At 36.3% G+C, this 26,053-nt stretch carries 32 protein-coding genes; 13 read left to right on the plus strand and 19 right to left on the minus strand.

Annotation, left to right across the window (positions count from 1 at the left end; genetic code table 11):
• Positions 1-77: 77 nt before the first annotated feature.
• The gene (locus ACXAEY_RS23135; RefSeq protein WP_474815582.1) at positions 78-1,715 is read right to left on the minus strand and encodes a hypothetical protein; all 1,638 of its coding nucleotides are present in this window, start codon (positions 1,713-1,715) and stop codon (positions 78-80) included.
• Positions 1,716-1,807: 92 nt separating this feature from the next.
• Positions 1,808-2,923: a tyrosine-type recombinase/integrase gene (locus ACXAEY_RS23140; protein WP_474815583.1), complete on the minus strand. Its 1,116-nt coding sequence runs from the start codon at positions 2,921-2,923 to the stop codon at positions 1,808-1,810.
• A gap of 225 nt (positions 2,924-3,148) precedes the next feature.
• On the opposite strand from ACXAEY_RS23140, the gene ACXAEY_RS23145 reads away from it, so the two are divergent.
• Positions 3,149-3,442 carry a hypothetical protein gene (locus ACXAEY_RS23145; protein ID WP_474815585.1) on the plus strand — a complete coding sequence of 98 codons (294 nt, stop codon included), beginning with the start codon at positions 3,149-3,151 and terminating at the stop codon, positions 3,440-3,442.
• 62 nt (positions 3,443-3,504) lie between these two features.
• Here ACXAEY_RS23145 and murB read toward each other — a convergent pair whose 3' ends face one another.
• Positions 3,505-4,443, minus strand: coding sequence for a UDP-N-acetylmuramate dehydrogenase (murB, locus tag ACXAEY_RS23150; protein WP_474815587.1), 939 nt, complete (start codon positions 4,441-4,443; stop codon positions 3,505-3,507).
• A gap of 251 nt (positions 4,444-4,694) precedes the next feature.
• On the opposite strand from murB, the gene ACXAEY_RS23155 reads away from it, so the two are divergent.
• On the plus strand, positions 4,695-4,943 hold the full coding sequence (locus tag ACXAEY_RS23155) for a hypothetical protein (RefSeq protein WP_474815589.1): 249 nt from the start codon (positions 4,695-4,697) through the stop codon (positions 4,941-4,943).
• 51 nt (positions 4,944-4,994) lie between these two features.
• Positions 4,995-5,663: a transglycosylase domain-containing protein gene (locus ACXAEY_RS23160; RefSeq protein ID WP_474815590.1), complete on the plus strand. Its 669-nt coding sequence runs from the start codon at positions 4,995-4,997 to the stop codon at positions 5,661-5,663.
• A gap of 413 nt (positions 5,664-6,076) precedes the next feature.
• On the opposite strand, the gene ACXAEY_RS23165 is transcribed toward ACXAEY_RS23160, so the two are convergent.
• Positions 6,077-6,364 (minus strand): hypothetical protein, encoded by a 288-nt coding sequence (locus ACXAEY_RS23165; protein ID WP_474815591.1) that lies wholly within the window; start codon positions 6,362-6,364, stop codon positions 6,077-6,079.
• Between the two features lie 138 nt (positions 6,365-6,502).
• On the opposite strand from ACXAEY_RS23165, the gene ACXAEY_RS23170 reads away from it, so the two are divergent.
• Entirely contained in the window at positions 6,503-7,096 is a 594-nt protein-coding gene (locus tag ACXAEY_RS23170; protein WP_474815593.1) for a hypothetical protein, read from the plus strand.
• 52 nt (positions 7,097-7,148) lie between these two features.
• On the opposite strand, the gene ACXAEY_RS23175 is transcribed toward ACXAEY_RS23170, so the two are convergent.
• Positions 7,149-7,703 (minus strand): DUF2179 domain-containing protein, encoded by a 555-nt coding sequence (locus ACXAEY_RS23175; RefSeq protein WP_474815594.1) that lies wholly within the window; start codon positions 7,701-7,703, stop codon positions 7,149-7,151.
• Between the two features lie 197 nt (positions 7,704-7,900).
• Here ACXAEY_RS23175 and ACXAEY_RS23180 point away from each other — a divergent pair, with 197 nt between their 5' ends.
• Positions 7,901-8,524 (plus strand): DedA family protein, encoded by a 624-nt coding sequence (locus tag ACXAEY_RS23180; RefSeq protein ID WP_474815596.1) that lies wholly within the window; start codon positions 7,901-7,903, stop codon positions 8,522-8,524.
• Between the two features lie 93 nt (positions 8,525-8,617).
• On the opposite strand, the gene ACXAEY_RS23185 is transcribed toward ACXAEY_RS23180, so the two are convergent.
• The 7 genes from ACXAEY_RS23185 to ACXAEY_RS23215 form a co-directional block, all read right to left on the minus strand.
• The gene (locus ACXAEY_RS23185; RefSeq protein ID WP_474815598.1) at positions 8,618-9,424 is read right to left on the minus strand and encodes a hypothetical protein; all 807 of its coding nucleotides are present in this window, start codon (positions 9,422-9,424) and stop codon (positions 8,618-8,620) included.
• A 54-nt stretch (positions 9,425-9,478) separates the two neighbouring features.
• Complete coding sequence (locus ACXAEY_RS23190) at positions 9,479-9,736, minus strand: hypothetical protein (RefSeq protein ID WP_474815600.1); 258 nt, start codon at positions 9,734-9,736, stop codon at positions 9,479-9,481.
• Positions 9,737-9,793: 57 nt separating this feature from the next.
• A complete protein-coding gene (locus ACXAEY_RS23195) occupies positions 9,794-10,012 on the minus strand; it encodes a hypothetical protein (protein ID WP_474815601.1) in 219 nt (72 codons plus the stop codon).
• A gap of 303 nt (positions 10,013-10,315) precedes the next feature.
• Positions 10,316-10,726 (minus strand): hypothetical protein, encoded by a 411-nt coding sequence (locus ACXAEY_RS23200; RefSeq protein ID WP_474815603.1) that lies wholly within the window; start codon positions 10,724-10,726, stop codon positions 10,316-10,318.
• 12 nt (positions 10,727-10,738) lie between these two features.
• Positions 10,739-11,398, minus strand: coding sequence for a hypothetical protein (locus tag ACXAEY_RS23205; protein WP_474815605.1), 660 nt, complete (start codon positions 11,396-11,398; stop codon positions 10,739-10,741).
• A 166-nt stretch (positions 11,399-11,564) separates the two neighbouring features.
• Positions 11,565-13,106 (minus strand): hypothetical protein, encoded by a 1,542-nt coding sequence (locus tag ACXAEY_RS23210; protein ID WP_474815607.1) that lies wholly within the window; start codon positions 13,104-13,106, stop codon positions 11,565-11,567.
• A 3-nt stretch (positions 13,107-13,109) separates the two neighbouring features.
• On the minus strand, positions 13,110-13,505 hold the full coding sequence (locus tag ACXAEY_RS23215) for a hypothetical protein (RefSeq protein WP_474815608.1): 396 nt from the start codon (positions 13,503-13,505) through the stop codon (positions 13,110-13,112).
• 426 nt (positions 13,506-13,931) lie between these two features.
• Between ACXAEY_RS23215 and ACXAEY_RS23220 the strand changes: the two genes are divergently transcribed.
• Both ACXAEY_RS23220 and ACXAEY_RS23225 read left to right on the plus strand, forming a co-directional pair.
• Positions 13,932-14,237, plus strand: coding sequence for a hypothetical protein (locus tag ACXAEY_RS23220; protein ID WP_474815610.1), 306 nt, complete (start codon positions 13,932-13,934; stop codon positions 14,235-14,237).
• Positions 14,238-14,266: 29 nt separating this feature from the next.
• Positions 14,267-14,719, plus strand: coding sequence for a hypothetical protein (locus ACXAEY_RS23225; protein WP_474815612.1), 453 nt, complete (start codon positions 14,267-14,269; stop codon positions 14,717-14,719).
• Between the two features lie 161 nt (positions 14,720-14,880).
• Here ACXAEY_RS23225 and ACXAEY_RS23230 read toward each other — a convergent pair whose 3' ends face one another.
• Both ACXAEY_RS23230 and ACXAEY_RS23235 read right to left on the minus strand, forming a co-directional pair.
• Complete coding sequence (locus ACXAEY_RS23230) at positions 14,881-16,467, minus strand: sporulation transcriptional regulator SpoIIID (RefSeq protein WP_474815614.1); 1,587 nt, start codon at positions 16,465-16,467, stop codon at positions 14,881-14,883.
• A 108-nt stretch (positions 16,468-16,575) separates the two neighbouring features.
• The gene (locus tag ACXAEY_RS23235; protein ID WP_474815616.1) at positions 16,576-16,761 is read right to left on the minus strand and encodes a hypothetical protein; all 186 of its coding nucleotides are present in this window, start codon (positions 16,759-16,761) and stop codon (positions 16,576-16,578) included.
• A gap of 159 nt (positions 16,762-16,920) precedes the next feature.
• Between ACXAEY_RS23235 and ACXAEY_RS23240 the strand changes: the two genes are divergently transcribed.
• The 3 genes from ACXAEY_RS23240 (at position 16,921) to ACXAEY_RS23250 (ending at position 18,531) form a co-directional block, all read left to right on the plus strand.
• On the plus strand, positions 16,921-17,553 hold the full coding sequence (locus tag ACXAEY_RS23240) for a hypothetical protein (protein ID WP_474815617.1): 633 nt from the start codon (positions 16,921-16,923) through the stop codon (positions 17,551-17,553).
• A 378-nt stretch (positions 17,554-17,931) separates the two neighbouring features.
• A complete protein-coding gene (locus tag ACXAEY_RS23245; protein WP_474815619.1) occupies positions 17,932-18,129 on the plus strand; it encodes a hypothetical protein in 198 nt (65 codons plus the stop codon).
• 129 nt (positions 18,130-18,258) lie between these two features.
• Positions 18,259-18,531, plus strand: a complete 273-nt coding sequence (locus tag ACXAEY_RS23250) for a hypothetical protein (protein ID WP_474815621.1) — start codon at positions 18,259-18,261, stop codon at positions 18,529-18,531.
• Between the two features lie 85 nt (positions 18,532-18,616).
• Here ACXAEY_RS23250 and ACXAEY_RS23255 read toward each other — a convergent pair whose 3' ends face one another.
• Positions 18,617-18,961 carry a hypothetical protein gene (locus ACXAEY_RS23255; protein ID WP_474815623.1) on the minus strand — a complete coding sequence of 115 codons (345 nt, stop codon included), beginning with the start codon at positions 18,959-18,961 and terminating at the stop codon, positions 18,617-18,619.
• Between the two features lie 225 nt (positions 18,962-19,186).
• On the opposite strand from ACXAEY_RS23255, the gene ACXAEY_RS23260 reads away from it, so the two are divergent.
• On the plus strand, positions 19,187-19,657 hold the full coding sequence (locus ACXAEY_RS23260) for a hypothetical protein (RefSeq protein WP_474815624.1): 471 nt from the start codon (positions 19,187-19,189) through the stop codon (positions 19,655-19,657).
• Between the two features lie 41 nt (positions 19,658-19,698).
• Here the strand turns inward: ACXAEY_RS23260 and ACXAEY_RS23265 are convergent, their stop codons facing one another.
• Positions 19,699-21,354 (minus strand): DNA cytosine methyltransferase, encoded by a 1,656-nt coding sequence (locus tag ACXAEY_RS23265; protein ID WP_474815626.1) that lies wholly within the window; start codon positions 21,352-21,354, stop codon positions 19,699-19,701.
• A gap of 363 nt (positions 21,355-21,717) precedes the next feature.
• On the opposite strand from ACXAEY_RS23265, the gene cspD reads away from it, so the two are divergent.
• On the plus strand, positions 21,718-21,918 hold the full coding sequence (gene cspD, locus ACXAEY_RS23270) for a cold-shock protein CspD (RefSeq protein WP_474815628.1): 201 nt from the start codon (positions 21,718-21,720) through the stop codon (positions 21,916-21,918).
• Positions 21,919-22,058: 140 nt separating this feature from the next.
• Here the strand turns inward: cspD and ACXAEY_RS23275 are convergent, their stop codons facing one another.
• Positions 22,059-22,514, minus strand: a complete 456-nt coding sequence (locus tag ACXAEY_RS23275; RefSeq protein WP_474815630.1) for a hypothetical protein — start codon at positions 22,512-22,514, stop codon at positions 22,059-22,061.
• Between the two features lie 286 nt (positions 22,515-22,800).
• On the opposite strand from ACXAEY_RS23275, the gene ACXAEY_RS23280 reads away from it, so the two are divergent.
• Positions 22,801-23,148 (plus strand): hypothetical protein, encoded by a 348-nt coding sequence (locus ACXAEY_RS23280; protein WP_474815632.1) that lies wholly within the window; start codon positions 22,801-22,803, stop codon positions 23,146-23,148.
• 56 nt (positions 23,149-23,204) lie between these two features.
• Here ACXAEY_RS23280 and ACXAEY_RS23285 read toward each other — a convergent pair whose 3' ends face one another.
• Both ACXAEY_RS23285 and ACXAEY_RS23290 read right to left on the minus strand, forming a co-directional pair.
• Positions 23,205-24,503, minus strand: coding sequence for a hypothetical protein (locus tag ACXAEY_RS23285; protein WP_474815634.1), 1,299 nt, complete (start codon positions 24,501-24,503; stop codon positions 23,205-23,207).
• A 114-nt stretch (positions 24,504-24,617) separates the two neighbouring features.
• On the minus strand, positions 24,618-25,778 hold the full coding sequence (locus ACXAEY_RS23290; RefSeq protein WP_474815636.1) for a DNA cytosine methyltransferase: 1,161 nt from the start codon (positions 25,776-25,778) through the stop codon (positions 24,618-24,620).
• Between the last annotated feature and the right edge of the window lie 275 nt (positions 25,779-26,053).

The raw sequence follows: 26,053 nt of genomic DNA on the forward strand, positions 1-26,053 counted from the left end.
AATAATAAAAACACCTTAATTAAACAGCATAGAAAAAGACGAATCATAAATATGATCCGTCTCCTGAAATTTAATTTCTAAGACATTAGTACAATCCATTTCTCAATCTCATCTTCGTCAAAATCGACTCGTTCTTGATAATAAACTCGATCACTATCATGGAGAACGCGATGAGTGAAAGCTTGAATGAGTCTATCAAAAGTAATCTTTCCGACAGCGACTAAGTAGTAAAGCAAGGTCGAAAAGTAATGGCTATTACTTTCACTTACTTTACTTAAACGAACTACATTTCGTATAGCTTGATATTGAGTGTGATTTTTATATCCTGGTTCTGAGATGAACCTTTCAAAAAGTTCATTGATGAGTGAAGTGTCGATGTTCTCGTTCTTCACGATTACATAATCTAATTCTTCTCCAATGACCTCTTTAAAATCAGCCTTAAATTTATTTAGACTGTCGACATAAACCTGAAACTCATGTCTAAGGTACTTTAATGTTTCATCTGGGTCACCAATTAATTTGATTTTTGATACGTTTGGCGATGCTTCGACTAATCGACCAAATCCTTTTAGAATTTCACCATTGGATTTAATCGTTTTGAAGGCTACAAGTGGATCTTCATCAATCTTGTTGAACGGATTATCGGCAAATTCGACATAGCGATAATCGATTGTCACAAGTTCATTCGGATATTCATCTTCAAGAGAAATCTTTAACCTAGATCCTTCTTGAGATTCGACCTTTCCGAACTTTCCTTCATTAGATTTATACGGATTTCTGTTATCGTCAGAAGAAATTCTAACCCATGAGTTCTGAGGGAATTCTGGAATCATTTCTCCATACACTCTAGGAGAGTAAATAATAGCATTATCAATTTTAAGCGGATAAGAAAAACTATCTGATGTACTTTCCCATTCTTTAGGAACAACATTATTTGCTGACTTTATTTTTTCAATCATTTCTCTTAATGTGTAACCCGCATGATAACCAGAATAATTTTCCTGAAGGATATACTTTGTTCTTACATTTTCAGCTTCAGTGGAATACTCATATGATATAAAGAGACGAATGTTGTTGGGGTCATTTACAGTATGGCGCTCAAATAAATTTAAATTTTCATCTAATGCATAACGGATGCCGTAAGTGGAAGAAAGAGCTCCTTTGAAATCCACTTTAAACTTGTTTTCCCTTTCCTTTTCATATTTGTCGTCTGTGCATACGTACAAATGATTTTTTGAATAGAAAATTGCCCTATTCAATTCATTCTTTTCTCCGAAACTGTTAGGGATTATGGTATCTTCCACAATTATTTCCAATTCAGATGAAGAAATTTTTTCGATAAAAACTCCTTCATCTCGTCCACTAACCGGATATTCAGTGAAATTATGTTTGCCATAAAGATAACCATCTTCAATCTCATGTTCTACAAGGAATTCTTCTTGCAGAAACAATTCTTGTAGATAGTCTACAATTTTACTCATTCGCTTAGTGCCAATATTGCTTGTTGTATCTTCGATTTTAATGTGGGAAATTTGAATGAAATTTGAATAAATTGTTTTCCCTTTTACGCTTATTTGAGCATTAACACCTTTTAAACGGACATCTACTGCAATATCTATTGTCCCTAGAGATGGGTATTCATCGCAGAGAAAAGCTTCGTTTAATCGATTTAAGTCTAATAGTCTACCGTCGTTTTTAGTAATTGTATTTTCCATTTTGAGCACTCCTTCGATTTTGGCTGAGTATTTATTTCTTAGAAGAATTATAAGGGCGAAATGCTCATGTTGGAGAAAATAGGATAGGTTTTTTACCGAAAACCGGATTGTCTGAAAGCATCATGGACACTTTCATCTTGTAATCTTTCTAAATAAAGGTTGGTAGTAGATATAGATGAATGACCAGCTACCTGCTTTACAACCGCTAAAGGAACATCTTTTGATAAGCTCTCCGTTATAAATGTATGTCTGAACCAGTGTGGAGAAATTTCTTCATTTTTATTAGCTAAATATACAGCTGACTTTATTGCCCGATACAAGGTTGTATATGAAATGCGGTTTTTTTCGTTTGTATTGTAGTAATCTTTAATCCTATAAAATAAAGGGGTACTATCGTCTTCATCTATTTCAGTTTTGTCTTCCAATGACTGTCGGTATGAAAACAAAGCTTCAACGACCTCTTCGAAGACCGGAATCGTTCTTCCCTTTTGACCTTTACCTATTACATCGACAATGAGATTTCCTTTTCTGTCCTCTCGAAAACTACCCCAGTTTAAACCCACTATTTCGCTTGATCTCATTCCAGTTAACAATAGTAATTTTCCGAAGAGGATGTTCCTCTTTTTGAATGGCTGCTGGTGTGCTTTTGACCTAACAGCTTTTGAAAGATTTTCTAGAAGTAATCTCGATTCTCGTTCGCTGATTTCCCGATACTGAATTCTATTTTGATTCTTTTCTGTATTCGTATCTCTTTTGTCCGAAACGTGCCCTTTTACTACGGAAGGTCTTACGATCCATTTTGAATAATCTTTTTTATAAAAACCGGAAGTATATCCGAAGTCTAACATCCGTTTAAAGAAATCTAGTTTTCTTACGGAGGTTCGGTTCGAATAGCGGTCTTGTATGTACTGGTTAAACAATTTAACTTCTACAAATCCAATTTCTTTAATCGATTGTTTATGAAAGTGAAAAAACTCTATGATTGTACGGAGATCCTGGTGATAGGCTCTAACTGTGTGTTCTGATAGTTCTTTGTTTAGCACTTTAAGTGACAGAAAGTAGTCCAGAAACTCTTTTTCAGTTGTTTCTTCTAGGTTCAGGTCATTTTTATCATCTAATAAGTGGCGACTTTGAAGCCTTTCTTTAATAGATTGAATGCTAGTTTGTTGGTTTAATAGGTTGCCAGATTGTTTGATTAATGAGTTCATAGTGTTTCCTCCTCTCACAAATAGTACATGTATAGCATGTGTTTTGTAAGTCCACTACATATACTTAACACGACCATTGCACATATATTACACATACCTTATTTATTTCTAATGATTTACTCGTTAACATAATTGTACCAAATTACAGCGAACATTTGTACTCACCTATATGCACAACATCCTAAGTTTAAGTTATGATGGAAGAAAAGGTCGTGAGGTGTTGGGATGGGTTGGACTATAGTATTGAACTCTGACAATAAGTTTAGGGAAGAAGAAGTTGATCAAATTGTAGATAATTTACCCGCTAAATACAGAGTTGGTATGGGAGCATATGGACTTGCTTCTAAGCAAAAATGGGGGTGGAGCACTACAGTAGACATCTATAAACCCGAAGAAACAAAGTTAATGTGTGGAGGTTCATATGGGATATCTGGGCACATCGCTCATGACTTCTGTTCATATTTAGCTTTAAAGTTGGAGGAGAATGGGCATACGATAAAAAAGGAAATTTCACTCTAGATAGAAAAAGAACTCCCTCGTCACTTGAAGGAGTTCTTTTTATTGTTTTCTGTATGAGTTTGTTAGGATGCTGGAATTGTTTCAGGGGTCTTTTCCTCACCGATGATTTTAACTTCTCTCTCTAAAGACACATCGAACGTATCTTTAACAGTCTTCTGGACATGTTCGATTAAGTCGATGTATTCCTTTGAAGTGGCATGGTCTACATTCACGATAAAGCCAGAATGTTTTCTTGAGACTTCCGCTCCGCCGATACGATATCCTTGAAGACCGCTTTCTTGAATCAGTTTACCGGCAAAGTTGTTTGGCGGACGTTTAAACACGCTACCACAACTCGGATATTCAAGTGGTTGTTTGCTTTCCCTTAAGTATGTAAGCTCATCCATCTTATTTAATATATCGCTATTTTCACCTGATATTAAACTGAACCTAGACTCTAATACAATATAACGACCGCTCCCAATGATACTTTTCCGATATTCCAAACCTAGTTCATCTTTCGTTAATATAACTAGTTCACCATTGCGATTTAAGAGTGTTGCACTTTCTAAAACGTCCGATATTTCTCCCCCATATGCTCCTGCATTCATATAAAGGGCACCTCCTACGCTTCCTGGTATACCACATGCAAATTCCATACCGGTTAGACCATGCGATAAAGCGGTTCTAGAAACATCAATAATAGCAGCTCCACTTTGAGCTACTATTTTGTTATCAGAAACCATTATGCTATTCATTTTGGTTAAGTTAATTACGATCCCACGAATACCACCGTCCTGAATGATGAGGTTTGATCCGTTCCCTAATACGGTAACAGGGATGTTATTTTCAGAAGCAAATAAGTAAATATCTTGGACCTCATCTGATGATGTAGGGAAAACCAGGAAGTCCGCATTACCACCCATTTTGGTATATGTGTAGTTACTTAAAGGCTCGTTGCTCATCACTCTATGTGTAGAAGTAATGATTTCGAGTTGATTTTCTATCGTCTTTGGATCCATTTGTATCAACCTCTCAATGTAGATGGAATTTATTATACGCAACTGTAAAATCATTCTTTTTTATAAAAATCTTTGTAATTAAGTTATTTATTCGCTTCTCACAATGACAATTACCATTAAAACATATATAATTATAAATAATAAGGTTAAGAAATAATATAACTGTTAAATATTAATTTCATGAAACATAAGATAAATAATTATATAAATACAACGCATAGAGAAAAAGGAAATCAAGGAGTGACAATCAATTGAAAGACAAAAAATTTCTTGTCAGTTTTATTGAAGATGATTATTTAGGAGTGTACGTTAAAGAAATTTTAGTAAAGGCTCCCACTATTAAAACCGGTTTTAATAGTGCCTACTCTCAGTTCCCTACTCTTAAGGGTATAAAAGAAGTTCAAGAAGTAGACGAATATCGGTTCTCTCATGAGGGGCAAGAAGAGTTAAGGCGTTTTGAATTAAAAATGCGTGGCGTAAAGATAAACGAAAACGAGTAGGAGTCCTCGGTATAGGGATTCATTCTCTTGGATAGAAAAGGGTGAGTGAAGGTGAAAAAATACCTTCTATTAGTGTCAATTGTTGTTGTGGTATTTATATTTAGTTCTATGGAGGGTGTAAAGTATTCTCTGCCACTCGAAGAAGAAACAAGTGAGAGTTACATCACACTAGATGAATTGCCACCATATGTTCCGAAGTATTTTATTGGAGTTGAAGACCGTAGGTACTACGAACATGGTGCATTGGACTTTCGTGGAATACTAAGGGCTATTGCATTAGGCATAAAACATGGTGAAATGACTCAAGGCGGGTCAACAATAACTCAACAAGTAGCAAAGAACATTTATCTCAGTCATATCCAAACGACGGAACGGAAGTTAAGAGAAGTTTGGATCTCTGTTAACATTTCACAGGATTACTCTAAAGATGAAATATTAGAAGTCTACCTAAACAAGATCTATTTCGGAGCGGGTGCTACAGGAATACAGGAAGCTGCAGAAGTGTATTTTTCAAAAGAGGCAAGCGAATTAACGAGAGAAGAAGCTGTCTTTCTGTCTGGACTTCCTCAAGCTCCCAGTGCTTATGATCCGTATGTAAATATGAATGACGCTGTTTGGCGTAGAGATGTTGTCCTGAATATTTTAGTAGAAAACGAATTGATAGAAGAAGATAAGGCAAATACATATCGTGGTAAACCCATTCCGATCATCCCTCAATAATAGAAAAAAAGACGTTCACATCGCGTGAGCGTCTTTTCATTAGTTTCTTTTCTGTAGTTGTTCAAGCGTCTTTCTCCGCTTATTTCCTTAATAGTATCGCTCCGTTCAATTGTACAGACCATTCTTTGAAACAACTTTCGTGGACATATGTCGAATCACTCATAGTAATTGAGTAGAAGTGTTGCCCACTCTCAATAGGTTTAGTACAGTATTCGCAAGTCAGAATAACCCCATTTTTTGCTCGGTATCTTGAGAACGATCTTTGTAATAGAATATCTAATTTATCCTCAAGATACTTTACTTCTTCTATTGTAGCTGCCAACTTAATATCCGCTTTCACCTTTGAAAGTAGTTGTTTTTCGTTTTTGGACAAGTAGTCGCTAGGAACCAAATTATGCACCCCATTTCGCTTTTTAGAAAAGATACTTTGATTGTGGTGAATTAGGAAACGTATTAGAATAATGATGTTCGAGGTCGTTTAGAGATTCTTCGGAATCATCATTTCTAACAATCCATTCGATGAAACCCGTCTCTTTTTCCCAACAAAAAATCACTAATGATTTGTAATTCCCGTATAGACGGCAATTACCATCGTATCGAATCTGCTGGTCCTCTTCGTAATAATTGTCCTCATTGTACTCAAATTGATTTTCCTCTTGAAATGTTTGTACAAACTTCATATAGTCTTCTTTCGTATGCAAAACAATTCCTCCCGCTGTCATAGTCTCTAGGTATATTTTTGTTTTTCTTTATTTTATAAGATGGTTCAGGTACTTGGGAAATATATTTGGTGATTTCACAAAAGAAGATATAATGGAAAAAACCAAGGAGGTATTACAATGGGAACAGTATTTATTGTAGGTGAGAAATTTCCACTCTTCGATGTTTCAACAAAGAATCCATTATTAGGGCAGGATGGTTCAGTTTTGGAAGTTTTGGAAGGAGATATGGGGTTCTTATTCTCAATTTTCTTCAACTCTCCTTCAATTGAAGAAGTTGTCGGGGTGAGAAAAGAAACGATGCAGGTGAGATTGTTTATAGAAGGAGAATTTGCTCTCCCGCTTATAAGTTTTGGTGATTTGATATTTGAAATGAGTTTCGATCCCACCTTATATGGTGATGCAAGAGCTCTTCAGACAATAAACAAGGTTAATACTCTTACAGTAGCTCTCATTGATAGTAGAAATGGTATGCTGTTTGCAATAAGGTACGCAAATTTCCCAATCAAACTCATGCAAAAGTGTTCCGATGTTTGGAGCAGGGCGTTTCTAATAGATAATTATTCTAAGAGATACGAGTTATGGTATCAAGGATTACGTCAGTATCCAATGGAAATGCTCTGGTCGAAGGCAGAATACATGGGTGACATGGGAGAAATGTTTGATCCAGAAGAAGTAAACTATAAGAGGGACTCACAGCACTACAAAAAATGACAATAAATAAAGAGACAGCCAGTGAATAGGCTGTCTCTTTCTATTCTTCTATTCAGTTTGTAGAATTAAGTTCTTTATTTCTCTTTTTAAGCAACCGCTTCTTCATAGACTTCACTAAGAAGCCTCCTTTGAACTTACGAGGTTCATAAGAGATGATAAACGCTTTAGGTTCGAATTTTTCAATTATGAGTTCCAATTCCCTCTCTCGGCTCCTCTTAGTTAGAATCTCTAACTTGATACGGTCACTCTCTTTCCCTTCTCCGACAAAAACCGTTACGCCATAACCATCATTACGAAGTTGATTTAATAGTTCTTGATTCTTTGAAGGTAAGTTCACATTAAAAGCTGTATAGCCGATAGCGAGTTTGTTTTCAATGAGTCCTCCCAGGTATATACCGATCCCGAATCCTAGAGAATACGCAACCATAGCAGCTATACTCTGCTCACCTGTCAGAACGAGAGATACACCAAAAATGTAAACAACCGCTTCTAGCGCGCCTACGAATGAAGCTTTTTTATTCTCGCTCTTAACCATAAATACAGTTCGTAATGTCAGTATAGGGACGAATACGATCTGAACCAAAAATATTAACAATACTTCTAGCAATTCGAACACTTCTCTCTATGTAGGATGTATTTTTCTCAAACTACAACTGTTCTGTAAAAAATACTCGCAACATGTTAGCATGTTTTATTTTTATTTATCTAGTGGCGGATACGACTTTTTCTTTATAATTTTCAGAGGGGTTACCATTCGTTTATATAAATTGATTAGTGGACATTACTTAGATGGTGAGTGAAGATATGGAACAGTTTATTCTAGAATTTATAACGTTTTTAAAGCAATTCTCATATGCAGGAATCGTTGTCGCTTTAACATTCGAATTCGTTCCTGCTGAAATTGTGTTACCCCTTGCTGGGTATTGGGTTTCTGAAGGGGATTACAACCTTTACTTTACGATAGCTGCTGGGAGTGTTGGCGGCACATTGGGTCCGCTCACGCTATATTACTTAGGCTATTTCGGAGGGCGACCAGTCGTATTGAAGTATGGTAAATACATATTCATAAGAGAGAAGCAAATAAATGCTGCAGATCGCTTTTTTGAGAAACGAGGGGCTTCTGTTGCATTCTTCGCTCGTTTTATACCAGGAATCCGAACAGTCATCTCTATCCCGTGCGGAATGGCTAAGATGAATGTATGGGTGTTTGCAATTTACACCTTCCTTGCTACGGTTCCGATGACGACGTTGTATGTATATATCGGGTACACGTTAGGTTCTCATTGGGAAGAAGCGGGTCAGATTGTTAAGGAGTATTCGCTTGCTGTGTTGTTGATATTAGTGACTCTTATGTTCGCTACAAATGCAGTAAAAAAGCGGATAACTAACTACAAGAATCTCGGTAAGATCGTTCGTGATGATCAGTAAGAAGGGATCGTTCGTATCGTTGCCATCATAAAAAAACATAGCTAATAGTAGCTATGTTTTTGCTGTTATAGGTCTGGGTTTGTTAATACTACTCTAATATCCTAAGGGATTAAAATAACCATACTGTTCAATCCATTCAAGGTCACAAACACTTTCGGGTTTTAGCGAATAACTACTGATGCTATGCCATGCTTTAATTTTTCTCCTACTCATGAGTGCTTTAAGTTCAGTGATCCGACCTCTACAGATATCGGCTTCTTCTCTCAACGATTCCAAGTTGAATTCAATATCATAGATATAATCTTCGATGGATTCCATATTCAAATCTAATGATGTGTATTCTTCCGCATAATCCTCCATCTGCCCATTAACAAAATCTAACTTTTTAACCTCGTTGAGCTCTTCTAATATTAGGTCTGTAAAGTCGAGTGGTATCTGTAAGGTTAATAAATTTCGAGCTTTACTTCTTCCTACTGCTTTAAAACCTGAGCGGATATAACAATATCCTGGGACATTGCTATCAATTTTGTCATCATCTACATAAGTAATCATTCCGTTTTTGGGGATACCAAATGAGTTACTCCATTCTTTTACAGAAGCGTGTAACGCCCATTTAATCAATGCAGAGGATTGGTGTTCTGATTCATTGCGAAATAAAGTGCATTCCCAAGCGTCGCCAAACGAATCGTCACGATGTTTAGACCGCCATGTTACCCATACTGCCTTTCCATCTTCAGTCTTCAACACCAAATTATATCCTGGTCTCGTAAAACCCTTCGCACCAATCGTCCTTCTAGAGTAATGACGATCTGCGAGGATTCTACAATCATTGTCGTACTTATGCGTTACCCTCCATGGTCCGTACTGAAGTGCAAGCTCATCAAAAGATAACTGTTCCATAGTGTACCCACCTTAGACTTTTTCTCTATTATAGGTGAAATACAAGAATGCAAACTAAAAAAGATGTGTTTGCCTGTACTGGTGAGTGATTTTTATTCCTGTTTTGGCAAAAGAAAGTTCTTCAGATATATCTTTATACTCTTCCACATAGGACTTATAAAGAAGCTCAGCATCTTTCGCTAATTTTTCTATGGTCGGAAAATAGTATCCAAAATGGTCAAACAATCTCTGATTGGTTTCTTGAATCAATTTTAATTCTTTTAGTATGGCTAGTATTTCTTCTAATCTAAATTCCATTTCTTTTTCACTCAATAGTGTCAGCTCCCTAAGAAGGATTGAATGGAGTTACGTTATTTTTATACTCTTTATTCAATTTGCGGTTTTGCTAAACGCACTCTTTATCCATAGGCTGATGAGATAAATTAAGCCTGTACTCATAAAGATTGCGAACCCTAAATTCTCATAAAAAAGGAAGAATTCTTCTAGGCTATCACTCTTCACAAAAACATCCTTGATAAACATAGAAAGGAAGCCCAACATGAAAAATACACCTAACGTGCCCAATACAATTTTATTAAATCTTGTCATATGTATACCTCCTTACTAGTTTATTTATCTAATTAATGAAAACCCTTTCAAATAACTCCTCATAAAAAACGACTTCCCTTATCTCGCTTGAAGGGAGTCGTTATTGTATGTTTTCACTATGTATTGTTGTTTACACATTACTTCCATTCTTAATGTGAGTGAGGTGTTGTAGAGAATCTATAACATCTTGGACTTCTCTTTCACTTCCAAGTTTGTCGGCTATTAGCTTTTTTGTTCCATTTACTGAGAGCCACAAGGACCATCCCCAATCATATTTGGACGATATGAATGCTAATTCTCTCTTCATTTGGTACCTCGCAAATCGTATTTATATCGAAAGCCTACCTCTTCACCATCGATATTCGATTCTAAAACAGACAGTTCGTATTGAAGTGTTTTTACATCGTTAGCCTTTTCAATGATCGTGGATGAGAGTTCTTTATAGAGCGCTGGGGCTTTCAAAAGGTTTTGGGTAAGGCAGTATTTATAAAGATTCCATTTCCCTTTTAAAGTCTTGAAAAGCTCTAGGTCTCTTAAACTCTCCTTCACAGTAACATCAAACTGTCTTGTTATTACAATCTCATCACAGAACTCATCAAAGAAGCCAAGTGCCCCACATAAAGGATGGATTAGAAATAGTTTTTTGGTTGAGGGGTTAACAACCCATTCATACTCTGTGCCGATAGTCGATTTTAAAGATGTATCTCGTAACATGGTGCAGCTCCTTTAGGTAATGATAATTGGCTTTGCTTTCATTTGATAAGAGTGTTTATAAGTCACGTTTCTGATCGTGTCAAAATCAGTCTCCGACTCACAATCCATACAGGTATATGGTAAGTATTCTAGTATTTCTTCGTAAGTTTCAAATGAATATGAAGTCCTTTTCTCTCGGAAAAGTTGCTCAAGGGCTTCTTTTTCATTGAGTGATAGTCCGGTTGATATCCGACCATCCGAGCAGTGTTGGCAAAGGGCGAAATACACTGATTCAACAATGCCCTTCTCTTCTAAAAAGGCAAATATCTTCTTGATGTCCGACTGTTTGAAGCCTTTGTCTACTCGAAAAAGTCCATATACATAGTTAGAAGGTTTAAAATTAGCCAGGAATGAATCTAACTTAATTTTCATCTCTTCGCTTAAGAAATCGATCTCCTTTAATTCAGGAAACCGATGGACTTGTAGGATTTCAGGGTGTTCCTCAACTCTCATTTCTTCTAGAACTTTTGAAAGGTCATAAGATAATGATCGAAGACGGACATCATCTAATTTTTGTTTAAATGCTTTTAATTCACTTCGCAAATGAGTGTCTTTGAGACTCTCTACATCGATTTCATCCAAATAAGAATTGAATTCATCGTACTTAGCTAATATTTCTTCTGTTGTGTGCATGGAGACGCTCCTATCCATAGACGTTAATACGTTGTTACTTGGTAAGTGATCAAACTTAACAAGCTTATCCAAATAACGCAAAAGGTTTCAATTCTTGAGCTGCCTTCATTTCTTTTGCTCCCTTTATGCATTTATGCTTTCCTCCTACAACACTACAGTGTTCTGTTTAGTGTGCGTTTTGTAGCTTGTCTAATAGTACGTTTTTGTTATGGGAGAATTTATGGTCAATAAATCTTTTAACCTTAGTGCGATGGATTGAATTTAGTTCGAACGCATTAGCTATTGCGTTTAAACGTTCTTCATTTCCTGACTTTATTAGCAGTAATGAAGAAGCCATCACATCGTATCTAGGAATATAAGGGTTATCTAACATAACACAAAGAGCTTCCATTTCATTAGTGGTCTTACAGATCCTAATGATAGGATTTACTCTAATTTCAGGACAGATAATGTAATTGAATGAATTAGTGCTTAACAACACCATTTTCCATTTAATAAAGTCGTTCTTCTCTTCTTTGGATAGGAAGGTCTTGAAAAATTGTTTAGCCTTTAACCGCGCCTTCTCTTTCCCCTTATCTCTATCAAGCATTTCCTGAACGAGGATCAGTGGCTCGATAACCCTTTCTCCGGTTGGGCGGTAAAAGTTACGCTTGTCGAATTGGAGATGATATTCCGCGTCATTGTATCTTAAGCGCAGCAAACTATCTGATTCTTCGATGTGATAAATGAAAAACATGTCTCCTTTTGAGCTCTGCGAATACTTAATCCCATTTCTTTCGAAAAGACGAGATAGACGTATGACATGCTTCCAAATTCGCTTTGTTTTGTTTGTGAGTTCGGCAAAAAATGATTCTAGGTCAATTTTTCGGTCACCAAGGTAAAAGTTATTATCTTTAATCGTAAATATGTAGACTGATTTACCAATAAAAAAGACGAATTTTTCGTCTTTGAAGTGAAATAGGAAATCATCTTTCATCATTCTCTTTGATAATGATGGTTCGTTTCTACCTTTTTCAAAAAATGCACGTAGAATCGCTTCTTCTCTATCGAGTTTTTCTTTTGTCGTATTTATAATGTCTTGCGGTTCAGGGAATGAACCTTCTTGTTGAAAGAAGTGTTCAGCATAACGAGATAGGACGACTTCTTTGTACAACTGAATTTTCAATTCACATTGTTCTTCATCAAAGACATGTAAGTATGTTCTCTCTTCTTGAGTTTCTTCATATGATACTTCAGTGTCTCCACTTTTCTCTTTAATTGAACTGTTTTCATGAAAGAGTGACTCATCTGTGCCAATAAGTTCATGCTGTTTCTCTTCAGGCTGAGTCTCTTTTTCTGGTTCAGAATATGCCCATAGAGAAAGCAGGTCTGTAAAGTATTTCTTTTCAAAGATGGGCTTGGTTTTATCCCTGTACCTTGACCAACAATAAGAATAGTAAAGGCTTTGAAGTTCAATCCCATGATTAGAAACGATGTACTTATCGTATCGTTCTATAAACTCTAATAGCTTGTCGCGTTCCGAATTAAATTGTTCCTCTGTCAATTCTTTGCGATTTTGAACTAAAGGAACGGTCTCAAGAGAAATGATTGTAGACGGTCTCGTTAGTTGGTGTAGTTGTTCTAATTCTATATGCTCCTCTTCAACTGGAGGGGGAGTCAGTTCGTACTCTATTACTACGCAATCAGGAGATAGGTGGTGGATCTCCATGTTCTATCCTCCTGATACCATATTGGATGCGCCAATAGTTGTACCGCTCTTTAATTCTTCCTCTGAAGGGTCAATCATTGGCGTTTCTTCAGTGTGATTCTCTGTTGAAGTTAAGATAACTTCTTCGCTTTTAATATGTTCGAGGGTGTCGTTGTCAAAATACTTTTCAGCAACAAGTCTTCCTGTGCTCTTATTGAAATCCTTAATAGGCTTACCTTTTGGTTTATATTTACCTGCAAACCCTTTACATTCAAAAAATATATAACCTTTGCTTTTTAACTCCGTAAAGCGCTCTTTCATTTCTCTTACACTGTCAGCATCTTTCGGGTCCCAAGAGATCATAATGCGGGTGTCTCCAGATTCGTTCGCGATCATTAAATATATATGTTTTTCACTCATTGTTTCATCTCTCCTTAATTGGTTATTCTGGAAAAATATCTTAAAATAAATATAACATATAAAATATTTATATTTCCACTTAATATTTTTAAATATTATATAAAACATTTATTTTATTCAAATGGTTTCTGGCGTAGGCGTATGAAAAACTATGTATTATTTAATTAAAATGGTATTCTAGGTAAATCCCTTATTCGGATTAGAAGTGGTTCATTATTAGGCACTTTGAGATAATCCGGACCACTATATCCACCTAATTTATTGTTAATATTTTACATATACTCATTTAAAGAGTTGCCTTTTTTTAAGCAAATCATTCACACATATCCGATGCACATAAATAGGTGTAAGTAATAATTTTTCTATTTTGAATAACCACTCAAGCATATCCATGCTATCATTTAAAAAATATTTAGGAGGCATAAAATGAAAAAGCAAACTTACATTGTAGAAGTATTTGAAACAAACATTGTGAAATATGAAGTTGAAGGGGAATCTTTCGAGGGTGCTATTCAACAAGTTGGTAGAAATAACGAAGGGTCCGTAGAGTTGAAACAAAATTTTTATGAAGTGAACGATGATATTGGAATGTCGTTTGAAGAAGCTAAGGAACTAGGTCTTGATGTTGAATATTTAAGAACACAATTTAATGGAGATCGGAATGCTGAACATATCGAATCGATTTGTTCCATCCGGTTACAAGACGACAGCAACGAAGAATCAGACCAATAATTTAACTACACAAAGAGGAGAATTACATCATGAAAATCAAACAAAAACACATCCCATTTATCACCCCTATTGAAAGCTTTACTGGTGCCGATAAAGAAATCATTAAAAAGGTATTAGCGTCGATTCACATTCAAGAAACGCAATACTTTGTTCCTTCTAAGAGTAGATATGACCTAACTTGGCAAGAAATTTTTCCGGTCTTATTAACCCCTAAAGAGTCAAAGAGCTCATTATCATATTTTCTTGTCCGATATGGGTTTAACATGTCCAACGATCTGCAACTGATCTTTGAGGATATCTTTGATATGCCTCTCCCTCCAGAAGGATTATCTGTTTGGAATAGGGAACATCGAGAAAAGGTTGAGTATAAAAAGTACGAAGAAGAATACGAAGCTCAGAAGCTAGAAATTATCCAAGATATACTAAGTATCTGGGATAAGAAGAAAAAGAAAGTCATTGATTATGAAGAAAAGGTAGGCTAAATAATTTCGATATTAATAGAGAAAAGAGGTCTTATTCCGACCTCTTTTTTTACTGTTATTCTGTTTCGGGACTATTTTCTTCAAGTGAATGTAAGACCTGTTCTGACATAACAATGGTATGGTTACCTTTGACCACGATGGTCAACACCTCTTTCTACGAATTAACTAGCCGTCTCTATAGATTCACCCTTTAACTTTTCAAGAAGGTTATTCAGTTTTTCTTCGTATTTGTCAGTCAAATTATTTTCGTTGATGATATCGGAAATCGGGATCATCTCTACTTCATCTGGTAAATCTTTATTAATTCTATCTCCCCTTAGATAGATGATTAATAAGTTTTCGCAGTAAGGCATATATTTTTGAATTGTAGAGGAGTTGAATACTGTCCATGAAGAAAGTTTGAAGTCGATGAATGTTTTTCCGTCTTCAGTAACTCCGTCAGGTAAAATGTAACTGTCTGGGGTTTGAATATACTTTCCCTCTTTTAGATTAAAGTCGCAACGATTTAGTATTTCTAGACCTAACTTCTCGAATTCCAAACCAACTGCACTGGTTAAGGATCTTTCTTCTTTGATGCTGCTGTAATCGATCCCTATTTTCTTGAGAGCCTTTTCGTATTGACCGTGATGGCGGATTAAGGAGGTAAGGAAGCCACTATCGTATTCATACATATTCCGGTAGTTCAAAGGGAGTCCTTTGTTGGCAATAGCTTCAAGATGCTTAAGAGAGCTGTCCACGTCCCATGCTCTAGAATACACCACGTATGTAACTTTTTCTTCTAAATCTAGCCGCTTTATTGCGTTTTCTATATTACCAAACCGTGTTCTTAAAGAACCCTCTAGTGCTCTGTAATGGTCTCGTAAAAGTCTATAACTGATTTCACCATGTTCTTGTTGAACAGCTATGATTTCCTCTTTTAATTCTTCGTGTGTTTTACCTTGAGTAACTCGAAGCTCTTCATAGTCATAGCCAATTAGCTCGATTGCTTTCTTTAGGTTTAAGTCTTTTTGATATAAGGCTTGGAGAAGATATGCGCTGTTCCGTGATATTTCTGTTAGCGTGAATCCTTCTTCAATTTTTTCTTTTACTGCATTAAGAACTTTCTCTACAGAATCCCATTTGGTCTGAAAAGGTTTTAAAGGGTCTCGGTTCTTTAAATACATTTCTCGGTCACATTCTGAACATCTTTTCGCCTTTTTATCAGGAGTAGCATTGGAGGTTGTGAATAAACTCAAATCTTTTACATTTTTGCAACGACAACAAGCCTTTTGATTGGTCGCCAAAATCTTCTCGAATTTTTTCTTAGCTATGTCCTTAGTTACATTAGCGCCTTTTTGAGATTTATTCACACCGTTTTGTCGGATCTGTTCGTTAACTCTTTCGTAAAGTTCTGGGTCAATAACTGATAACACTCGATCTAGTGTTCTGCGTACGGTACCTCTATTCGAGTTAAATTCCTTTGCTGTTTCTAAAACGGTGTGTTCTTCCAATATAAAATGTGCAAAATTCCTAGCCTTCATTTTCTTTTCATCAGTAAAAGTATTTGTTGAGGGAGACTTGGAGTTTTCTCTAAGTTTATCTTTTGTCGATTTAAATAGAGCCTGATCAAGGTCTGGGAGTCTGGTATTTATGTCATCTCTAAGTGTACTTTCGCTAATTCCCATTTCTTTTGCTACTTGTTTGGTAGGAATTCCATTTAATATAAGATTTGCTGCTTTTATCGTTCTCTCTGCAATTTCTGTATTCACTTTTCCACCTCATAATAAGTAATACATATATTTTATCATTATTCTAGATATAGACCCAATCTTAGAAGGTCCTAAAAAAACACCTCTAAAAGGTGTTTTTTAAAGGATTTAATTATCTAATTTGAGTTGCTTAAGCTCCTCCTCTGCTTCTACTCTCGTTTTATAAATGACCTTATCATCTTCTTCTTCTATTGTGTATACAGGTTTTATTACGTCTTTGCCATCATCATACAACCTAGCTTCTTCTAAAGTTTTATAAAGGTGGTCGTGGATTAAGAATCTTTTATTTATCACAATTAACATCCCCTTCAATTTGTTTTGTAGCGTTCCTAATTATGATAATACCAATATATTTCTAGTCAATATCTTTAGTATTGTTTGGAGCCTCTATCACTAGCATTTCATATTATATATTAATAAAATGCTATGACTGTTACTAAGGAGGGGCGCTATATGACGTTAAAAGAAGTATTGGTCGCAGCCGATAATGATTTAGGCTCATTTGGAAGAGATTTGGTACATTATTATATTAACAATTATTTACCCGTGCTCGCGGGCATCGTTGCCATTCTATTTATTTTAGTATGTATTGGGCAAGTGATAACACGCAATAAGAAAACGATTCGGAAGTCGGCTAAGGATCACCTTACACTTTCTCTTCAGGTAGTGACATTAGGATTTTTGATTTGCTTCATACAGTTAACTTTCAGCAGTAAACCTATTGATAAGTTTGAAAACTCTTATTTTTATCCCTATATAGACAGTCTTGAAGAAAGTCAAAGGGATATTGCTTTTATAGAGTTGGTATCAGAATCATCAACGAATTCCGCTAACAGGACTATGAAGGATTCAGAAAGAGCGGTTAATGTTAGGATATTGGTAGAAGGCGATAATCATATTGGTAGTGAATTTTACGCTGGGGATGCAACAGTTAAGTTTGACTTGAAAGAGAACCAACAACCGTATGTTACATATAAGCTTCTTCACAAAGATATTTTGTTTGATAAAGGTATAATATCTATCCATTATCCAAAAGGCGTTTATAACCCTGAAGTTCATGTATCGAAGAACTCTGAACTACAATAAATGTCATTAAAGCATTAAAAGCTCTCCATTAAGGAGAGCTTTTTGGTATTCAGGATTTTTTCTCCTTCTACAACCTGGGCGACCAGATCTATTTGAACTGTCCGCTATCTTCGTATCTCAAGCACGACTAAAACCGACTGCACATTGCCATCAGACATTCTTTTCGTTCTTGGTTGTAACCTAATCGGGTGTTAAATCAAGGTTTAATGCAGGGTACAATTCCTTATTAAGGTCTGGTCTTGCGCATTGTTACCCTACTTCAAATTTGTGAGGTATGTATATTCTTTGGTATACAAAGGATTAGATTTTTGCATTTCTTAATTGACTTCTTTTAGTAACGAGTTATAAAAAAGAAAACTACTCAATGGAGGAATGAATATGAAATTCAAAACAGTTTTAGTTATTTTTGGGCTGGTCTCATTGTGCGAAACAGCTAATGCAATATCTAAAGGTTGGGAGGGTAAAGCAATTATGTATGCTTTACTTACTACTGGATTCCTTTTACCAGTTTACTTCCACTCTGTATATAAAGGATTTAAAACAATTGATTGGAACGCTGGAAGAAAGAAAAGATGAGAAATTGAAACCCTTTAGAGAGCCTTGCAAATAGCACAGGTTCTTTTTCTATGCTTTATAACCCGCTATCTACTTGACAGGACGAAGAACTGAACTATGATATTTGAAAAATGGATAGGGGACTTTCGTATGTATAACAATGAACTTGAAAAACTCACGTTAAGAGAAGGGTTTAGGAATTTTATCAATTCATTTAACATTACCAAATCCACTGGCTTAAAGTTGTTGCAATTTGAAATTGGGGATCATCGAGCGATCTATCACAGCGCAAAAGAAAACAGGAACTTCACTATTGAAGGGACACTCGAAAAAGATGGCTACCAAAGACAAAATTTAATGTTTCTTATTGAAGGAAGGACTTTAAGTGGTTCTGAACTCAACGAATACTTGCGGAGTTTCTAAAATACATAAAAGCAACTCATTATATGAGTTGCTTTTTTGCATAAAAAAACCTAACCTCAAGTAGGTTTAGGTTAGGTAGTCTTCTTCAAACTGTCTTCTTCTTTAAATTCATGCTGGTGTGCCAAAGTTTTACCTGTCTTTCCAAGTAACTACTATGCAGACCATATGAACTACCGATTTCAAACAAAATTTGTATCTGGGCATTTATCTGGCTTAATCCAAAACTCAATTCCTTATTATTAAGGTGTTGTTTTTGGAGTTCTAACCCTCCTATTTTCTCAATTAACGTAGCTTCATGTTCCGAAACCTTTCCTCTTAGGTGTTTAAGCTCGCAAGAAATACATAAGTCTATTTCATAATCGGTCATGTTGATATCATTTTCGTGTGTAGTAATCCCGCAAGAGCTACAACTTGCTTTTCTAGAGGTCATCGAACCACTCCTATTTGTTTGATTTGCTACAATTGTAGTACAAAACGCTTCTGATGGTTATAAAAAAATTGTTAATTCGTGTTCTTGGAAAGTCTATTTCTATTTCAGATGTGATGGTACACTTCTTCCATCCTATTGTTAAGTCGGTGCATGAATAGTTCTATTCATACTTGGAGAAAAGAATGGTAACGAATTGGGTATAATAACCACACTGAGGTGATAAATATGGGTGACGATCAAGAGTTGATGGAGAGAATTGAAAGTATTAACAACTCCATAAATATACTTGAATCTGTGGACACTGATGGGAATGAAGAAGCAATCCGCTCTCTTAGGAGAAACATAGGAGAAATCGTAGCTGAATTAGAGGTGGATTACGGAGGTTTTCTAGAAAGTTCTAATCCGGATTTTGCATTGAAAGTATTACTAGAGGCAAAAAGAATATTTGGTCAAGCTTATGCTCATGACTATGCAGAATCATGTTTCTTCAAAAGTGATAATTATGGAGAAGAAATTATTAGTGTCTATGTAGCTAATCAAAGCACTATTTCTAACTTTGTATATGATGCAGAATATGACATAGTTACTGAGAAACATTTAGATTCAAGGGAATTAGAAGACATTGTAGAGGTAATGATGGCAGTCGGGATAATTAGAGATGGGGATAGTGAAGAAGAAGGAGTAGAAGAAGAGTAAAAAAAGAAGGTTAATCGCTAACCTTCTTTGCAATTGAATATCTAAGCTAGGCTGATGTGACCGTTACGAATATTGTACTGTACGATCGCATCTTTTACTTTTCTAGAAACTGCTTTTGCAAGGTGAACCGGTACGGCGTTTGCCAATTGTTGCTGCATAGAATCTAAAGCGCCCTTAAATTCGAATTTATCGGGAACTCCAAATAATCTTGCACACTCTCTTACTGACAATGATCTGTTTTCAGTAGGGTGAGTAATGTTAGCTTTTCTTGGGTTTGTAATCGTGATAGCAGGTGAATTCATATCTAAACGCTTATACACAGAGCTATGCACCCCTTTAGTTAACATCCTCTCCGTTTTAAGTTCATCAGGTAGGTACTCCCAATTACCGCCTTGAGGAACATGTTTCATCCTTTCCACAGTAAGCGGACGAGGTTTAGAATAATCTACTTGATTGGGAATTCCGTCATGAAGACCTTTGAAAGCTGTTTCTACTGTAGTTGGTTCTAAATTTTCTTCTGGTAAATCGATTCTCCCGATTTTAGATCCGATGAATATTGCACGTCGTCTGTTTTGGGCTCCGCCTACACCAGCAGTATTTACTACTCCAGATGTGATTTCAAAATCTGAAAGGGCGTTATAAATCTCATCTTTAAACTTTCCCTCTCCTGCAGATAAAATTTGCGGAACATTTTCTAGTACGAAGACTTTGCAATTTTCATTCGCTTTAACTGCTTTAATGTATTCCAAGACTAGTTCATTGTTAGGGTTGTCCAGGAAGTTCGTATAACGATTTGAATTTGAAAATCCTTGGCATGGACTTCCTCCAATCATGACAGGAACTTTAGGGATCATTTTCTTATCGTATTCTTTGATATCAGCTTGTACAATATGTTCGCCTAAGTTATGACGATATGTCTTTACTGCATCTTTGTCTAACTCAAGAGCGAATTTGATATCAAAATGCATCTTGAATCCTAAGTCCATTATGCCTGCACCGCTGAACAAGCTTGCCACTTGTAGAGCAATCTCGGCATTTTCAATTTGTTCCTTCTCGGTATCGTCAAATTCTTCGGCAGAAGTAGAATCAATATAATCAAACAAAGAGAGTTGTTCAAAAGCACTCTGTCCTGCTGCTTTCCTAAGTTCCTTTTTGGATAGCAAGATTTCTGTACTTTTCTTTTTCTTCAACACTTCACTGATTTTGATCACATTAGAAATCTTCTTTTGAGATTTACTTACTACTTTAGAAATGGAGCTCTTAAGTTTAGAAAATACCGTTTCTTCATTTTGAGATTGTTTCTGCTCTTCGTATACACTAATTCTGACAAAGTCATTACAGATTTGAATTTGTAATTTCTCACTGCCTTCAAACATCTCTAACGCCTTTTTGTCCCGAATATCTATTACTGGTTTGACTCCATCTTTGATCTTTCTTCTGGATACCTTGTTCCCTCCAGAGGTTGTAGGTAAGATTGTTAGCGTTTGATTTTTCACGTCTAACGTATAATTGTACCTCGTTCCAGGTTTGAAAACGGACTGTCTTAAATGAGTATCTTGAATATATTGACCACGTTCTGAATTTATTGCTGTGCGCCATTTAATTAAGTCCTGGTTGTATACTCTCATCGTGCGCTGAATTCTATCTTTTTTTGCTAACTCTTTCATTTTATTGTTGAATTTGATTGTCATATACATTTGTTTCACTCTCCAATTTGGTATTTTACCGTAAGGACAATCGCAGGTTACACGATTGATTTACAGTAATGAAGATTTGCTGCAAATTTGTAATATTATTTTAGAAAATTATAAGTGCGTTTTTATTATTTAGGGAAAATATATAAAAAGTTATTTTTAGAATGCTGTTGCTTTATCACATCTATGGTGATATTGTTTATGTAAACCATTTTGCTTTTCATATATATAAGATTTAAAAACAGCTGTATCTTCGCAAGGGATAGTAAGTTGTATCCCTCAAGGAGGTACAGTTTTTTATTTATTATGGGCGGAATGGAAGAAAACAGATATGTACTATGTACATGTATTAGGAGGAAACGTATTATGCAAAACGGTAAAGTTAAGTGGTTCAACGCTGAAAAAGGTTTCGGTTTCATCGAAGTTGAAGGTGGAGACGACGTATTCGTACACTTCTCTGCGATCCAAGGTGAAGGATTTAAATCTCTAGACGAAGGTCAAGAAGTTAGCTTTGAGATTGTTGAAGGTGACCGCGGACCACAAGCTGCTAACGTAAATAAGCAATAATAAATATATTTAAAAGGGTCCTAAAAATTTAGGGCTCTTTTTTTCACGAAAAAAGCAGATGAGGATTCATCTGCTCTGGGTGAATATATTGTATTAATTTTTTATTCTGGATTAGGCATGCATAAGCTCGGACATTTTTATTATGCAGCTGCCAATTTCCAATCAAGCAGTTTAAAATGAAATCTAAACTCTGACAACCATTTTCTCGATTCTCTACTCCCAAAGTGAGGGTAAAACTCTTCTTGAGAGCCTGTACTTTTATCTTTCGCAAAATAACCTGCAGAGATAACAAAATTCTTGTCTGGGTTGATGGGACTGAATGAAATAGTGAGTAATTGTTTTAGTTCAATTTCCTCATCCATTTCGTCGTCCGTCATAATTCCTTCTGCTGAAAAATCTTCCATAATCATACTCTTAGCAGCTTCCGGAATTTTGTGAGCCCAAACATGATTTTCCAGACGGATTGAACCTCCAAAGTCCTTGCTCCACTCTGAATTAAGTTCATCACATTCTAAAGCACCTGTTTCCTCAAGTTCTTTTACAAATTCCTCTACACTTAGCCCTGGGTAAATAAAGTTAATTTTTTCGTATGACATGTTGAAAACCTCCATGATTTTTTCACAGTGTACCAGTCATTATTTGGATTCGGGAAAAAAAGTAATGAAAGAATAGTTGTTGGGACACAACCTCTCTTCACCTCATTTTTAATGAATGAGGTGATATTAATGGACTTCTATCTGCTGAGTTGTTCTAAGTTGTAAAAGTAAAGATTCTGTCATTAATATGTGGTGACGGATTTTAAGTGGATAGCAAAAGCTGTGATATTATTATTTTAAATACAGACTATAAAGAGTCCCCAAAAAACCTTCAGGGAGGTGTCCAGTGAAAAATCATATCAAGGTACAAGGGAAACTATTGCAGACCAACAAACGTTTTTCGCAGTTAAAAAACAATCAAAAGGAATGGATCGCCACGAAACTTTATGCACTTTATCACCAAAAGATGAAAGAGAGACGGACTACGAGAAAACTGCCTTCCAACCATCGCGATCAAGTAATATCCGAACTATACGATGAAATACGTAATGAGGATATATGGATTCCCTTTAACGAAATTAAGAAGTATGCATGCAGCAAGACATCTAAAATAGTAAAGTCATTTAGCAAACAAAATCATGTATTAAGTAGCCAGTTCGAGACAGAACACCTGAGTAAGAAATTGAAACCATAAAAAAGAAGGAGCTTATCAACTTAATGATAAGCTCCTTAAAATTTAATTTGAGTGACTTATTTAGAATAGGATACGTTATTTCTATAACACCTACCGCACCATGTCCCTTGTTTAATATTGGCAGGTGTAGCGCTCCACTGATGTCCTTCAAAACACTCAAATTTGAGAGGGTAATGAGCGTGGTGATAGGTGTCGCTCAAACATTTTCCTCCTCTGCTATCGGCAATTTCATACATTTTATCCAAACCGATTTTTCTGCACTCATGACACCAATTCCCGTCACCTACTACCCTTTTAGGAGGAGCCGACCACTGATGACCTTGAGAGCATTCCCACAATAGTGGATCGTGAACACTCTTGTAGCTTTCAGATAAACATTTCCCCTCTTTGGATTCGGCGAATTCCTTCATTTCCTCGATCGTTTTCTTCTTCTGACCCGAGCATACTGCGCACCAGGAATCGTTATCCATAATCGCCCAATAACTCTTTTCGAATTGATGACCTTCTTTGCATTTCCAAAGCAGCGGTTGGTGAGCTCCTTGATACGTTGTTGAAAGGCACTCCCCTCCCATTCTAGTAGCGAGATCATGCATGTCATTCAGACTTTTCTTTTGATACCCAGCACATACTGGGCACCATCTCTTGTTAGTTATCGAATTCCACCTGGTTTTCCATTTGTGTCCGTGTTCGCATACGAATTCTAGAGGACGTTTGTTGTCTATATATACATCGCTTAGACAATCACCACCTCGTTCTTGCATATACGTTCTTACTTTATCAATTGTCCATCTTGTTCTTGGTTTCTTAACCGCTTGCTCATTACATTCAGGGCACCAGGCGCCGTCCAGAACAGACGATAGTTTCCGTTCGAAATGATGACCTTGGTGGCACTCAAATTTTAATGGTGTTCTGCGGTTCACATAATTGCTTGATAAGCATTTACCGTCCAAAGCGATTGCGATCTTTTTTACGTCTTCTATTGTTCTACTTTGTCCGGAACATTTAGGACACCATCGTTCTTGTTTGATCTTACTAGGGGTAGCTTCAAAGGTATGACCCAATTGGCACTGAAACATCATCTTTGTTTTTGCGTTGACGTATTCGGTTGAGAGGCATTCTCCTCCCATTTCTTTGGCTAATTGGTTTATCTGTTCAAGACTCCCCTTGCTTTTACCGCTACATTTATTGCACCATTGCCCTCTTTTTACGTGATTGGCTGTCATGGTGAACGTATGATTGTTTTTGCATTTCCATTTATATTTGTCACTCAAACGTGTGTATGTTCTGCTTAAACATTCGCCTTCTCGCTCTTTAGCAAGCTTTTTGAGGTCTTCTATTGTATAGCTTTTTTTCAATAAAATCACTCCGGTATCCCTTCCTTTTCATCTTAATTATACATCATACAAAATAGAACAAGAAAGGAACCTAAATATGAGTCATTCAGGTTCCTTCAGTCTTCACTAGCTTATTTAGATGATATCGAATTTTAATTGTCCGTTATCTCTGTGCTGGTCATCTACGATTGAATATCCAACAACGTTAGTTTTTGCCTCAGCTACCTGTACGTCTAAGCTTTCACTCAAGGTATAGTGAGCTTCTGCAAATTCATTTTGAGTTGAGGATAACAAATTTACGATAGACTTACACATCTGATGAGATAGTTCTACCGGTACTGCGTTCCCTACCGCTTTGTACTGAGCACTTAAAGGTCCGGATAGGATATAGTCATCTGGCAACCCCATCCCTCGCTTATAACTCTTAATAGATAAAGGGCGATCTTCATATGGCGTGGTAAGCATCGTGTTTCGCTGACAAGGATTCGTAGTTAATGTTGGACATGGGCTATCTGGGTGCAGACGTCGATATGCACCTGTCATGCCTCCTTGAGGAGTATAGAAGTTTTTCTCTCCTAGAGCTTCAATCTTTAGTTCATCTGTAGGAAGTTGACGCCAGTGACCTCCTGGCGGAACGTATGATACAATCCTACGTCTTGTTTCAGAATATTGAAGTGTCGGACCCACTTCTTCTCCTTTTTTGGTAATGATGTCTCTAACATATTTTCGCTCCGATTCAGGTACTGGTTCAGGAAATATGAAATCCAAATCTAAATCTTCACGAAAACCTATTGATATCATCCTCTTACGGTTTTGAGCATTTCCGTAATCATGCGCGTTAACGATTCTACCTTCTACTCTATATCCGAGTTTTTCAGCTTCTTCTTTAAAGTGGTCGTAAAAGATCTTTTTCTTTCCTTGCATCATTCCTGCTGTATTTTCAAACAAGAAAAATTTTGGTGTAAGAAGTCTTAACCAACGCAGATATTCAGTAAGTCCTTGGATTCGAGTGTCGTTTGGATCAAATCCGTGCTTTGCTGCAGAGAATGGTTGGCAAGAAGGTCCTCCGATTAAACCTTCACAACCTTTCCATTTCAAAATCTCTCCATCTGTAATTGAAAAGATGTCCCGCTCCCAAACGGTCATATCAGGGAAAAATGCTTCCTTATTATCCCTCAGAGTTTGGCAAGCATGTTTTTCTTGCTCCACTGCTAACGTAACGTCAAAATCCTCTTTAAATCCAAGTCCAAGTGCGTCAATTCCACTAAAAATACTAACAATCTTTTTACCGTTCATCTCTATGCCCTCCGTTAATTTGAATTCTGACATCGAATTCTGGAGGGCTACCCACTGCCTTTACAGTCCATTCAACACTTTGTTACCAGGGAGTGCCTACTTTGGAACGTTAGGGGTATTACGCTTACATCGCTGGTCATCTCTACAGAAATAGAGACCCGTTTGCACAGGCATTCGAATTTATTACTTGTTCCATCTGTACCAAGCATTGAAATTCATCAGCAACCCGAATTATCGGGAAAGAGATACGGTCCACATGTTACTTTTCATAGATT

The organism is Anaerobacillus sp. ABA4_114 (assembly GCF_056159065.1).